This is a genomic window from Shewanella sp. BJSY2023SW007 (assembly GCF_047314525.1).
In the GTDB taxonomy this organism is placed as follows: domain Bacteria; phylum Pseudomonadota; class Gammaproteobacteria; order Enterobacterales; family Shewanellaceae; genus Shewanella; species Shewanella chilikensis.
Genome location: NZ_JBKORL010000089.1, coordinates 13,980 through 27,373, shown reverse-complemented (window position 1 = coordinate 27,373; position 13,394 = coordinate 13,980). Strand labels below are relative to the sequence as shown.

The following is a 13,394-nucleotide window of genomic DNA, read 5'->3' as shown; positions in this document are numbered from 1 at the left end:
CAGTGAAGGGATGCGCTGCAACAAGTGAGGTGAGGCAAGTTGACACTGATACTGGCAGGCGCGATGGCTTTGGCGGGGACTTTGGGCGTCTCCGCTTACACTCTGGGACATTCAGCCTTCAAGGCGGGGATGGGGGTTAAACGTTGGGTGGCTGCCGGGTTGTTTTTGGGACCCGCTGCCATGTTGTTATTTAATGCACATAGGCAATTGGCGCACCGCAAAACCACTCGACCCGGCGATAGCAAGCATGCTTTCTAGAGTTGTCTATTGATTCCAAATCACAGCAAAAGGGAGCATAAATGCTCCCTTGTTTTTTCGCTGTTCCATTAGTTCCACCAGCCTCTGGCTGGCACCACTTCCAGGTGACACAGACCCTCCGGCAGTTTCACTCTTTTACGCTCTGGTTTGGTTAGACCCAATAACTTTTTGATTGATATGATCATAATTAGTCCTCCAAGGCCCGGGGTCAGGCGTATATAAATTTCACATTAGGCGCGGCGGCCAGCTCGACAGGTTTGAACTTCACGTTCGGGGCTGCGGCCAGCTCGACAGGTTTGAACTTCACGTTCGGGGCTGCGGCCAGCTCGACAGGCTTGAATTTCACATTAGGCGCGGCAGCCAGCTCGACAGGCTTGAATTTCACATTAGGGGCGGCGGCCAGCTCGACAGGTTTGAACTTCACGTTCGGGGCGGCGGCCAGCTCGACAGGTTTGAACTTCACATTAGGCGCGGCGGCCAGCTCGACAGGTTTGAACTTCACATTAGGGGCGGCGGCCAGCTCAACAGGTTTGAACTTCACGTTCGGGGCTGCGGCCAGCTCAACAGGCTTGAATTTTACGTTCGGAGCAGCAGCCAGCTCGACAGGCTTGAATTTCACGTTCGGAGCAGCAGCGAGCTCTACAGGCTTGAATTTCACGTTTGGAGCAGCAGCCAGCTCGACAGGCTTGAATTTCACGTTCGGAGCAGCAGCCAGCTCGACAGGCTTGAACTTCACATTAGGCGCGGCAGCAAGTTCAACAGGTTTGAATTTGACGTTTGGTGCAGCGGCAAAAGCCAGTGAACTGGTAACAACGGCGGCGGTAGCAACTATAAATTTAATCATTATCTTATCTCTCTCAGGGTAGTGGTAACAGTCAGCGGTTAACTTCTTGACGCTGAGAGAGATAAAGCAGGAGTCATGCCAGAAATGTTGTCTTAACTTTAAATTGATTTTTCTTTGATGACTTTTTGGTTTTTATGCTGTTCGAACTTGGTTGCTAAATTGTGTTCTTTTTACTTGATAATTCAGGCATATTTTGTTTCAAATATTCAGAGAATTCAGCCTCAGAAACCGCCTTGCTATAAATAAACCCTTGTATTTCTTCACAATTTAATGCTTTTAAAATACTCAGCTGTGAGGGTTCTTCTACGCCTTCGCCCACAACGGAAAGCCCCATATTGTGGGCTATGGTGATGATGGAGTCGACCATCTTTAAATCTCTGTCCGATTTATCGATATCGTCAACAAAGGCTTTATCTATTTTCAAGCTGTGAATGGGGAATCGCTTCAGATACGACAGGGACGAATAGCCGGTGCCAAAGTCATCAAGTGCCAGACAGACTCCCATTTTTGCCAGTTGTTGCATGACTTTAATGGCTTTTTCAGGATGCTTGATAACAGTCCCTTCAGTGATTTCCAGTTCCAGATTAGCAGCAGGTAGGCGTGTCAGGCGTAAAATTGACGCGATTCTTTGCTGCAGATCGGGTAGGGCGAATTGTCGCGACGACAAATTGACAGCCACACGGCCATCAAACAATCCCTGTTCACGCCACTGCTGGGCGGCAAAGCAGGCCTTGCGCATAACAAGGTCGCCTATTTCAATAATTAGACCATTTTCCTCTGCCAGCGGAATAAAATCATTGGGTGGGATTAATCCATGCTGAGGATGATTCAAGCGGACCAAGGCCTCCATACCCGACACTAAACCGCTACGCAGATTTATTTTGGGCTGGTAATAGACTTCAAACAGATCGTCTTTCAGGCCTTCGCGGATGAGATTCTCTACCTCCAACTGCCTAATTGCATTGCGGTTCAAGGATTCAGAGTAGAACTGATAGCGGTTACCTCCGGCAGACTTGGCATGGTACATGGCAATATCGGCCTTTCTCAGCAGTGCCTGCTCATTTTGCTCGTCTTCGGGATAAAGCACTATGCCTATACTAACGCCGACAACTAGCTGTTCGCCTACCAGTTCAAAGGCTTGACCGAAGGCGTCTATGACCCGGCTGGCTATCACTGCACTGGAACCTATGTCCGGATTCTTGTCCACCAGAATGGCAAATTCATCCCCACCTAGGCGATAAAGATTGGTGTGTCCGGGTATAGATTGCTGTAGCCTCTGTGCAACCAGGATCAAAAGCTCATCACCTATCTGGTGACCAAGTGAATCATTGATTTTTTTGAAATTATCCAGGTCAAGTACCATCAGGGTGTGGTGATGATCTTTCTTCACCAGGTTGCCCAGGGTGACTTGCAAGTTGGAGCGGTTGGGAAGACCGGTCAGGAGATCATTGTTGGTGAGCTTACGCAGCTCTTCTTCCTGCTGTTTACGACGGGAGATATCGGAAAACACCCCAACATAATGGGTCAGGATCCCTTGCTCATCGTAAATCGCATCTATGGTGAGCTCCATCAGGAACTCTGAACCGTCGCCCTTAATGGCTTCTATATCGTTACTCCAGCGGCCGTATTGCTGCAATAACTGCTTTATTTGTTGATTGTAATTGTCAGGATAACGGCTGAATTGCAGCGTTGTGCCGAGCAACTGGTTGCGGCTGTGTTGGGTGAGTTCACAGCAGGCTTCGTTAACCTCAACATAATGGAAATCGGCATCCAGAATAAACATGCCTTCCGAGATATTCTCTATCGCCCGCTCGAATAGGCGTAGCTGCTCTTCTGCTGTCTTGAAACTGTTGATGTTTTTGATGGTTCCCGTCATACGCAGGGCATTGTCATGCTCATCCCGCTCAACAATTTTGGCTCTGTCGAGGATCCACAGCCATTCACCATTTTTGCTTTTAACCCTGTAGGTTGCTTCAAAATGATCTGTTTCACCGTAAAAGTGTTTGTTGAGTGCTTCTCTTACCCGCTCTCTATCTTGAGGGTGAATATTGCTCTCTTCACCATGATGGCCGGAACGCTGGCCGTCGCGGGGAAACTCGAGGGAGCCCCAGATATTGGAGCGGTATATCTGACCGGTTTCTATATCCCAGTCCCACATTTCATCACCACTACCCCAGAGGGAGAGCTTTAGCCTCTCCTCACTCAAGGCTATTTGGCGCTGGATCTCTCTCTTGCGCAGCACGGCTTTGGTGATAACCGTCAGTATTAGCAGCATTATCAAAACATAGAGCGCCTTGGCAATGTTGGAGAGCCACCAAGGTGGGGTTATTTCTACTTGGAGTTCGGTATTTTGGCCTTTTTTACCTGTGATGGGATCTATTGCTCTGAGCTGAAAGGTGTAGCTTCCGGGAGAAAGATTGGTATAGGTTGCAGAATTAATGCCTTTGGAGCTGATCCAGTCGTCAGAAAGCCCTTGTAGCCGGTACTCGTACTCGAGTTTAATATGAGAATACTTTGGGCTATTGAATCTAAGAGTGAAGGGGTAATCGGAGTATTTTAGTTTGATCTCATTTGACAGCGAAAGAACTGAGGAGAGTTTACTATTATCGACGAATTGGGGGATATTAAATATCAATAGTTCATTGAGGTTGGCTTTTGGCGCATGACTATTTTTGAAGTTAACAATGTCATTGGGTGAAATAATGGTTAACCCGGAGATCCCTCCCAGTAGGAATCCATTTCTCCAAGTTGAAGCGCTTTGTGTATTGTATTCATATTGACTACCGAAATCTTCATTTAAAAGATATGTTTCACCAGAGATTCCTATTATTACTTTTCTGATGGATGTGGCAACATAATTACCATCAGAATCAGTTGCGATTGAGTAAATGGGACTGTTGGCGATATACGTTGTTGATATTTTTTTTGTAGCTTTATCGTAGAATTTTAGGCCTGTCCCAGTGCCTAAGTATGTGCCTGATTTTGTTGGTGCGATGCTGTAAGTGATCTCATCACTAAAAATATGTTTGACGCCTGTAGTGTTACTGGCAGTAAAGACACCAACTTGAGTTGCGATATAAAGTTGATTGCTTTCGTAAGCAATGTTGAATATTGATGGCTTTTCACTTATTTCATATTGGCTGACGATACCGAGTGTTTTTACATCAACTTCATGTATTAGCGAATTTGCAGTACTTATTGCAATTCGTGTTTCATCCTCATTGACAGCTAATGCGACTATAGGGCTATCAATTATTTGATACCGTGTTCCAGTATTGACATTTATAGCATACAATCCATTTAGAGAGCCGTAGAAAATAGTGTCATTTACAAGTCCTGCTGTTTTGGGGCCTTTTAGTCCTGTATCAACAGATAAGATCACGTTGAGGTCTTCATTCAGCAGTTTAAGAACTTGTGTGTCATCTGATATTAGAAGGTCTTTTTTCTGGTTTTTTTGTATATTCCAGACGCTTTGAGTATTACTGGCAAGAGTCGAAGCGAGTTGGCTTTTAATATCTATCGCAGAAAACCCTTTATTGAGAGATGGAATGTAAATGCGGCCTTTTTCTGCATAAATAAAACTCATTGACGTAGAGAGAACCACATCCTTGATTAGACCTAGAAACTTTTCTTCTCCTTTAGATGAAATGTTGAATACTTTGTTATTTTTTAAGGCGTATAAGTCATTTTTCAAGCTGAATATGTTATTGTATTTTTCTACAGATATGCTTGTTAGTTTATTATCTTTCCATCTGTGTATACCATCTTCTTTTAAAATGTAAATGCATTCCGTTCCTTGGCTGATTGATATTGACTCTTTTGATATTAATTTACTTGCTTGCGAATCTTTATTTGTCTGATAGACAGAACCATCGTGATTGCGCGTTATATAAAGATTTTTGTAGGAGATAATCTGTTTTACATTAAGAAAATTTTCTGATTGCAATAATGTGATTTTAGGGGTTGTAGTAGTTATCTGATCTACTTTAGCTATTTTGTCGTTGAGACCAACTAATATTGAATCTTCCATTCGTTGGAGAGACCAAACTGCACTGTTCATACTGCTTATGGGTACAAAAGTGTTTTTTTCCTTATTATAGGTATAGAGACCATGGTTGGTGCCAACTAAAAGAAGGTCTTTGTGTGAGTATAAACTTTGGATGAATGAACTTCTCAGACCAGTCCCGTCATTGGCGAAATATTGTTTGAACTCCTTGCCATCGAAACGGTTAAGACCATTGAGAGTTCCTACCCAGATATAACCATCCGAATCCTCGGTTATCGATGTGACTGTGCTTTGTGAGAGCCCTTCAGGAACGCCGTATGTTTCTGCTTTTAGAAGGATCGGAGCGGGAGTATCAATCAGAGGAAGTGCTGCAACTGTAGCCGGGACAAAGGCGATAACCAAACACCAGAGCATTGTGAGGTAGAGCAGGAAATTAGGCATAAATTTAGTTAATTTTATAATGAGTGATGCCAGTACCGTGAGTGATAACTCTTTCAGAAAGTTACCCGATTGTCAAAATTAAACCTTTCTATCACATAAGCTTACCTCAAATTTGTTCAATGTCACTGTTGGCAGATTGAACTGTAATGACAGCTAAAAAGCACGCTGTGCTGATATTGAATATAATACCTTTTGTTTCCAGCTGCTGATTTACTTACTCTTGGGATAATCTGCGATACCGATTAGGGAAGAAAAAACTCCCCCGTTTAAGCAAGAGCAGCCCAGGGATTAAAGGTTAAATTGCTCAGCCTGCTGTTTGAAGGCACGTAAATCAGTGATCAAAGAGCCGGCTTCCAGGCGTTCCAGGTGCCTGTGTTGCTCTCCTGTGCTGAACAGCACCAGACGGTCACTGTGTTTGGTACGCATTTTATCCATCATAAACTTAATCAGCCCAGCCCGGGTTTGGCGCTTGATTTCTGCCACCACCAGCTCGCGCTGATTAAAGTGGTAATCCTTATTGCCTATACTGACCCAATAACGTTGGCTGCGGGTCTTGAGGTTGGCGTCATGTTCCATGACTTGGTTGATCAGTCCCTGCTTGGTGCTTTCCCACTGCTCATTGGTTATCTGCATCACGGCGTAGTTAAAGTCGGCGATAAACTCATCTATGGCTTCCAATAACTGCAGCGGCCCGGCGGTCGGTGACTGTACATAGAAGATCATTCCAGGATGACGGTTCAGCGGCAGATAACCAGTGCCCACCATATAACCGAGTTGTCTTTGGGTTCGCAGTTCGTGGAAGAAAGTCGACGACATGGTGTGATTCAGCAGGCTGAACAGCGCCATTTTCTCCGGGGTGGCAAACACGGATTGGTAATAGACTATGATGGCGCTGTCCGGGTGGGCTATGTTTAGCTCCCTGAGTACGGTTCCTTTTCCCTGAAGGTTGACCAGCTCCCTTGCTGATTCACGGCTGGGCTTGGACACCAGCGACAGAATATGGCTGAGTCGTTTACCAAGAGACTGGGCTTCCTGCTCCAGCCAATCACCATAGACCAGACCTTCCAGATAGATTTTTTCATAAAAGGCGCTCACATGGTCGTGCAGATTGTCCAGGGTGATATCTTCCAACAGCTCTGCCATTCGCAGTGGTTCATAACTGCGTTTTTGCAATGTTACCGTCAAGCTGGTGAACAGCTGGGAGATGGGTTTGGCCTGGGCATGATTATACCAACTGCGGAGCAACTGGCGTTTGATAAGGTTGAATCTTTCCTGGGTAAAACTGCGCTCCCGGGCTTTATTTATCAGCAGCGCCAACAGGGTTTCCTGATTGCCGGTAAAACCGGTTAGATGCAGGGTCAGCCCGCCTTGATGGGGGTAGATGTTGTAGCTGAGGCCGGCCACTTCCGCTTGATAGGTGTGTTCGGTCAGATGATCGAGCAGCATCTCCACATACAGCCGGGTCAAGGCCGCATGTCTCGGCGTGGGGCTGGCCTGATCCGAATCGAGCGAGAGGTATAGATGCCCCTTGGGGACATTGAACTCATCATCTTTCTTGTGCCAGATACGGTAACCGGCACCTTCGGCGACAATCACCGGCTCAGGATGCCTGCTGGGTTCACTGCGGGCTATGGCGTCTTCAACGATGAAAGGATTGGGTCTTGGCAGCTCCATCCCGGTTTCAGCCTTGGCGCAGCGCCACAGTGCCAGCCTGGCGTCTTCTATGGCCTTAATTTGATAGGGGGTGTGATACCAGGCCGCTTGTTGCTCGGTATCCAGATCCTGGGCCACCAGTTGCAGGCGCATATTGTCCGGGGTCATCAAGCTCATCAGTGCTCTGGCTTCAGCGACATCCAGGCCGTCCATGCGATAGTCTCCATAGACAATATCTTCAACCTGATAATGCTGCATATTGATACTGAGATGACTGGCCAGATCCAGGGCTTTTATCTGCTCCTGGTAGCGAAATGCCAGTTTGAGCAGATTGGCCCTTTCTTGATAGCGCCAATCTTCCAGTCCAGTATCGGCAATGAGTTTGATATAACCGAAGCAGGCCGCAACCACCCTGTCGGTTTGGTTCAAACCTTTGTCTGTCAGCTGAATACTGATGCTGTATTCCTTGAAGTTGTAGCCGTTGATGCCACCACCGGCAGATAGCCCGTTGATAAGACCGGCTTCCTTGAGTTTGGAAAACAAGCTGCCGTGGCTCTCACTTCCAAGTAGGTGACTGATGAAGGTCAGTGGCTTGCTGCGATAGAATCGATCAATAGCGGGCAGGGCAAAGCTCAGGGTCAGGCGCTTTTGCTCTTTAAGCGGCACTATGTGGATCTGCTTTTGCAGTTGCTCACTGGCGAACAGTGGCAACTCGGGATAGGTTTTTTGCAGATTATGGTTTTTTATTGACGAGAAATAGCGTCTGGCATACTGCTCAAGCTCATCGATTGCCATGGGTGCCACCAGACACAGAGTCATCAGGTTGGCGCTGTAATGGCTGTTGTAGAAGGCAAGCAGTTCTTCCCTGAGTTGTTGCTCGTCTCCGCCCAGGGTTTGTAGATTCCCGACGGAAAACTTGCAAAAAGGGTGCCCCGGGTTAACCGTTTCTTTCAATACCTGATAGATACGGCGGATATCGTCTTTCTGCTTGAGGCTGAACTCAGACTCTATGGCGTGTCTTTCTCTTTCCACCAACTCCTGATTGAACAGCGGCGCAATAAAGAATTGGCTGAATCTATCCAGCGCCTCGGCAAATACCAGAGGATCTATGGCAAAGAAAAAGTTGGTGTGCTCAGTGCCCGTCCAGGCATTATTGCTGCCACCATGCTGGTTGATAAAGCTGTGATAACCTCCTGCCTCGGGAAACTTGGCGGTTCCCAAGAACAACATGTGTTCAAGAAAATGCGCCATTCCGGGGCGGGATTGGGGATCATCGAAGTGGCCGACATTAACCGCCATGGATGCGGCGGCCTGGGCAGAATGCATATCTTGCACCAGCAGCACCCGCAGGCCGTTGGTCAGAGTCAGATGACGATAGCTGCGGTGGTCATTGGGGCTGGAAATGACAGACTGGCATGTGCTCAAGGGATAACTCCCGTATAGACAGATTGTTATATATTGATAGCCTTGCGCTTTTTTGGCAAATATCTCTTGGATTTTTCGACTAAAGATTGAGAGCTGTGCGGTTTGTTGCCGCGCTATAAAGGGCTACAATTGACAAAGAACCATAAGAACTTTTTTCTGTAGTGAGTGATGTATGCAGCTTTTTCTAATGCGCCATGGTGAGGCCAGTTTCGACGCACCCTCGGATCGGGAGCGAATACTGACTGATGCCGGACGCCTCCATACGACACAGATGAGCAACTGGCTGAATGATTCAGTCTCTGCCTTTGATCTGGTGTTGGTGAGCCCTTACCTCAGAGCGCAGCAGACCTGGCAGGAGCTGGGAAAACACTTTCCAGAACCGCGTAAATGGATGGTATTGGATGAATTGGTACCATCGGCTGACCCGGAAATGGCTGCCAGCCTGGTGAAGGCCTACGCCGAACAATTTAAGGCAGACAAAGTGTTGGTGATAGGTCACATGCCATTATTGGGTTATATGGTCAGTGAATTGGTGGCCGGTATTGAGCCGCCGTTATTTGCGACTTCGTCAGTGGCACTTATTGATGTGCATGGACAGCAGGCAAGTGTAATGTGGCAACAAGGGCCGTACAATATCGCCTAGTGGTTCCAGATTAAAGCTGCCTTCAGGGCTGCAATTAACCTGAATTCAAGCGCCTTACGTTATTAAAAAGGTGATCCTTGGACAAAGTACCAGCAAAACAAGCAACCCGGCAATGACCGGGTTCTTCGTATTTATAGTGCTAAGTATTTAAAGGGAGCAGCTCAACTGCGGTTAGCGTCTGTGGGGATGTTCGCCAATATCTATCAGTATCAACAGCGCTGCATCGCCGCCCCATTCTTTGGGGGCCTGATGAAAGGCTTTGACCTTGGGGTGCTGCGCCAGCCACATGGGTAACTGCTGTTTGAGAATGCCGGTGCCGTAGCCGTGCATGACACTACAGCAAGGGCTGTGTTCACGGATACAGGCCTGGATCAAGGCCGCCAGTTCCAGCTTGGCTTCGGTTTGGCGGTAACCATGCAGATCCAAAAGAAAGTCAGGCACATAATCGCCTCTACGCAGACGTTTGACTTCCATGGCGTCCACATCGTCCCGACACCAACGCATAGGGCCGTTTACTGGCAATAATGGCTGGTAAACGTCTGAAAAATAACTATCCGCCTGGATCTGAACTTCTTTTTCAGCCAGTTGTTTTTTGGTTTTGCTCGGCGGGCGGAAATGGCGCTTATCCTGGTCGAGCGGGGTGATCCCGGATACCAGTGCCTGAAATTCCGCCAGGCCTTCTTTGTCGTTTTCTTCGTTCATCAGGCTATTTTATTGAATCCTGTTTCTTCTGAACAGACTTCAGTTACAATGGTTGCGGAATAAGAATAAAGCCGGAGTCAGATTTTGGATAAGATCTTTGTGGATGAAGCCGTCACCGAATTGCGGACGGTAGGCGACATGTTGCGCTGGGCCGTCAGCCGTTTTAATGACGCCAATGTTTATTATGGTCATGGTACAGATAACGCGTGGGACGAAGCGGTTTCCCTGGTATTTCACGCCCTGCATCTGCCCGATGACATTGGTCAGCAGGTGATTCACGCCAATCTCACCAGCAGCGAAAAACACAAGATAGTTGAGCTTATCATTCGCCGGGTACGCGAGCGTTTACCCGTGCCTTATCTGACCAACACCGCCCGTTTTGCCGGGCTGGACTTCTATGTGGATGAAAGGGTGCTTGTGCCTCGCTCACCGATTGCCGAAATGATCCAAAACGGATTTGGTCCCTGGCTGTACAACAAGCCGGTAAGACGGATCCTCGATCTCTGCACCGGCAGCGGCTGCATCGCCATCGCCTGTGCCTATCAGTTTGAAGAGGCTGAGGTCGATGCGCTGGATATCAGTGAGGATGCACTGGAAGTGGCGCAGATAAACGTTGAGTCGCTCGGCGTGATGGACAGGGTGTTTCCCATGCAGTCCAACCTTTTCAGCGCAGTGCCACGAGCGCCGCAGTACGATCTGATTGTGTCCAACCCACCTTATGTTGATGCCGAAGATATTGCCGATATGCCGGATGAGTATCGCCATGAGCCGGAAATTGGTTTGGCGTCCGGTCGCGATGGCCTGGATATCACCAAGCGCATTTTGGCCAATGCCGCCGATTACCTCACAGATGACGGTATCCTGGTGGTTGAAGTGGGCAACTCCATGGTGCATTTGATTGAGCTTTTCCCCGATGTGCCTTTCACCTGGGTCAGCTTTGAACATGGCGGCGATGGGGTGTTTGTGCTGACAAAAGATCAGTTAGTTGAAAATCAATCACTGTTCGCCATCTATAAAGACAGTGAATAATAAAGCGGCCCATTAGCCAATGGGCCAGTAAAGCCGAGGTTCGGATAGCCGAACCTCTATGCTCGGTCATTTTATCTCCAGGGGGAAATTAAGCGGATGTCGGGAAACAGCATAGGTCAGAACTTTGTCGTCACCACTTTTGGTGAAAGCCATGGGCTTGCACTGGGCTGCATTATCGATGGCTGTCCGCCAGGGCTTGAGTTGACCGAAGCCGATATGCAGCAGGATCTTGACCGTCGCCGTCCGGGGACTTCCCGTTATACCACTGCCAGGCGCGAGCCGGATCAGGTGCGTATTCTCTCCGGCGTGTTTGAGGGCAAGACCACAGGCACCTCCATTGGTCTGTTGATTGAAAATACCGATCAGCGTAGCCAGGACTACTCCAATATCAAAGATTTGTTCCGTCCCGGACATGCCGACTATACCTATCAGCAAAAATATGGCTTGCGTGATTATCGCGGCGGTGGCCGCTCCTCGGCGCGGGAAACTGCCATGCGGGTGGCGGCAGGGGCCGTGGCGAAGAAATACCTCAAGGCGGTACACGGCATTGAGATCCAGGGTTATCTCTCCCAGCTTGGGCCTATTTGCGCCGACACTCTGGATATGGCGCAGGTAGAGCTGAACCCCTTTTTCTTCCCCGATGCCTCCAAGTTGGAAGCGTTGGATGACTATATGCGCGAGCTGAAAAAAACCGGTGATTCCATCGGTGCCAAGGTCAGTGTGGTGGCCACCAATGTGCCGGTCGGCCTTGGCGAGCCGGTATTTGACCGTCTCGATGCCGATATTGCCCATGCGCTGATGGGGATCAATGCGGTCAAGGGCGTTGAAATCGGTGATGGCTTTGCCGTCGTTAACCAAAAGGGCTCAGAGCACAGAGATCTGATGTCGCCTGCCGGGTTTGACAGCAACCATGCTGGCGGCGTGCTCGGGGGTATCTCTTCCGGGCAACCCATAGTGGCGCATATGGCGCTGAAACCCACTTCCAGTATCAGCGTGCCAGGCAAGAGCATGACAGTGCAGGGCACAGAGGCCGAAGTGGTGACCAAGGGGCGGCATGACCCCTGTGTCGGGATCCGCGCTGTGCCCATTGCCGAAGCCATGTTGGCGATAGTCTTGATGGATCACTTGCTGCGTCATCGGGCTCAAAACCAGGATGTCAGCAGTCTTACACCTGTACTTGGAATGCGATAAATGCGCGGACTGTTTCCCGCAGGGGGACAGCTCGCCTGGCTTTCTGCCTGCTATTTCTTCTTCTTTGGCATACTCGGTGTCATGGTGCCCTATCTGGGGGTATTTTTTGACAACCGTGGCTTCGACGCCGCCGAAATAGGCTTTCTGCTGGCCATACTCATGGCAACCCGCATAGTCGCGCCCAATGTCTGGGCGCTAGTGGCGGATCGCACCGGTATGCGCTCTGAGCTTATCAAGCTCGGCGCCTTTGCCGCCGCCTTGACCTATCTGAGTTTCTTTTATCATGGTGGCTTTCTCTATCTGGCGCTGAGTCTGGCCCTCTATACCTTCTTCTGGAATGCGATTCTGGCGCAGCTTGAGGTGATCACCTTGGAAACCCTGGGTACTGAAGCCAACAAGTATGGCCTCATTCGCAGTTTCGGCAGTGTCGGCTATATCGTGCTGGTGGTGGGCACCGGCTGGGCCATCAAGGAGTTTGGCCCCGAGGTACTGCTCTATGTGGGGCTGAGTCTGTTTCTTGGGTTACTGGGCAGTGCCTTACCCTTGCCATCGAATCGGGCTTCGGCGGGAGCCGGGCAGGATAAACCGGCACTCAAACTTGGGCGGCCGCTGCTGTGGTTTTTACTGTCTGCCATGTTGCTTCAAGCTAGCGCCGGGCCTTTCTACGGCTTTTTCGTGCTTTATCTCAAGCAGGTGGGTTACACAGAGGCCAGCGCCGGTATATTTGTGGCGCTAGGTGCCGTGGCGGAAATCTTCATGTTTATGATAGCGCCCAGGTTACTCGGTCGCTATGGGGTCAAGACGCTGCTGCTGGTGAGTATAGGCATGACGGTGCTGCGTTGGCTGCTGGTGGCTTTTGGCGCCGAAAGCATGTTGCTTTTGGGGCTCAGCCAACTGCTGCATGCCTTTACCTTCGGTTTGACCCATGCGGCATCCATCCAGTTTGTTCACCGTAATTTTGATATCAGCCACCGCAGCAAGGGCCAGGCACTTTACGCCAGTTTGAGCTTTGGCGTCGGCGGCGCTTTGGGCACCTGGGTATGCGGCCTGATTTGGGGCGATGGCAGCGGCGCCTTCTGGTGTTGGGTGTTTGCCGCCGCGTGCGCCTTGCTGTCCATGTTGGCCGTGCTGGCTATTCCGGGTAGCGACTCCAGGCGTCAATCACAAAGTGACCCCATTGACGCCTGATGATTTCTTACAAG

General features: G+C 49.2%; 9 protein-coding genes. 5 read left to right on the top strand and 4 right to left on the bottom strand.

Features of this window, described 5'->3' with window-relative positions; translation table 11 throughout:
* Positions 1-39: 39 nt before the first annotated feature.
* Positions 40-258, top strand: coding sequence for a hypothetical protein (locus ACMHXE_RS14695; RefSeq protein WP_413732674.1), 219 nt, complete (start codon positions 40-42; stop codon positions 256-258).
* A gap of 208 nt (positions 259-466) precedes the next feature.
* Here ACMHXE_RS14695 and ACMHXE_RS14690 read toward each other — a convergent pair whose 3' ends face one another.
* The 3 genes from ACMHXE_RS14690 to ACMHXE_RS14680 all read right to left on the bottom strand — a co-directional run bounded on the left by ACMHXE_RS14690 (position 467) and on the right by ACMHXE_RS14680 (position 8,627).
* Positions 467-1,102: a hypothetical protein gene (locus ACMHXE_RS14690; RefSeq protein WP_101053430.1), complete on the bottom strand. Its 636-nt coding sequence runs from the start codon at positions 1,100-1,102 to the stop codon at positions 467-469.
* A gap of 154 nt (positions 1,103-1,256) precedes the next feature.
* Positions 1,257-5,549 (bottom strand): EAL domain-containing protein, encoded by a 4,293-nt coding sequence (locus tag ACMHXE_RS14685; protein WP_413732672.1) that lies wholly within the window; start codon positions 5,547-5,549, stop codon positions 1,257-1,259.
* 288 nt (positions 5,550-5,837) lie between these two features.
* Positions 5,838-8,627 carry an insulinase family protein gene (locus tag ACMHXE_RS14680; RefSeq protein WP_413732670.1) on the bottom strand — a complete coding sequence of 930 codons (2,790 nt, stop codon included), beginning with the start codon at positions 8,625-8,627 and terminating at the stop codon, positions 5,838-5,840.
* Between the two features lie 172 nt (positions 8,628-8,799).
* Here ACMHXE_RS14680 and sixA point away from each other — a divergent pair, with 172 nt between their 5' ends.
* Entirely contained in the window at positions 8,800-9,270 is a 471-nt protein-coding gene (sixA, locus tag ACMHXE_RS14675; protein ID WP_101053437.1) for a phosphohistidine phosphatase SixA, read from the top strand.
* Between the two features lie 171 nt (positions 9,271-9,441).
* Here the strand turns inward: sixA and smrB are convergent, their stop codons facing one another.
* Entirely contained in the window at positions 9,442-9,972 is a 531-nt protein-coding gene (gene smrB / locus ACMHXE_RS14670) for an endonuclease SmrB (protein ID WP_039035610.1), read from the bottom strand.
* A gap of 84 nt (positions 9,973-10,056) precedes the next feature.
* Between smrB and prmB the strand changes: the two genes are divergently transcribed.
* The 3 genes from prmB (at position 10,057) to ACMHXE_RS14655 (ending at position 13,380) form a co-directional block, all read left to right on the top strand.
* The gene (gene prmB, locus ACMHXE_RS14665; RefSeq protein WP_101053439.1) at positions 10,057-11,001 is read left to right on the top strand and encodes a 50S ribosomal protein L3 N(5)-glutamine methyltransferase; all 945 of its coding nucleotides are present in this window, start codon (positions 10,057-10,059) and stop codon (positions 10,999-11,001) included.
* Positions 11,002-11,097: 96 nt separating this feature from the next.
* Positions 11,098-12,192: a chorismate synthase gene (aroC, locus tag ACMHXE_RS14660; RefSeq protein ID WP_413732668.1), complete on the top strand. Its 1,095-nt coding sequence runs from the start codon at positions 11,098-11,100 to the stop codon at positions 12,190-12,192.
* Positions 12,193-13,380 carry an MFS transporter gene (locus tag ACMHXE_RS14655; RefSeq protein ID WP_101053441.1) on the top strand — a complete coding sequence of 396 codons (1,188 nt, stop codon included), beginning with the start codon at positions 12,193-12,195 and terminating at the stop codon, positions 13,378-13,380.
* The last annotated feature ends 14 nt before the right edge of the window (positions 13,381-13,394 follow it).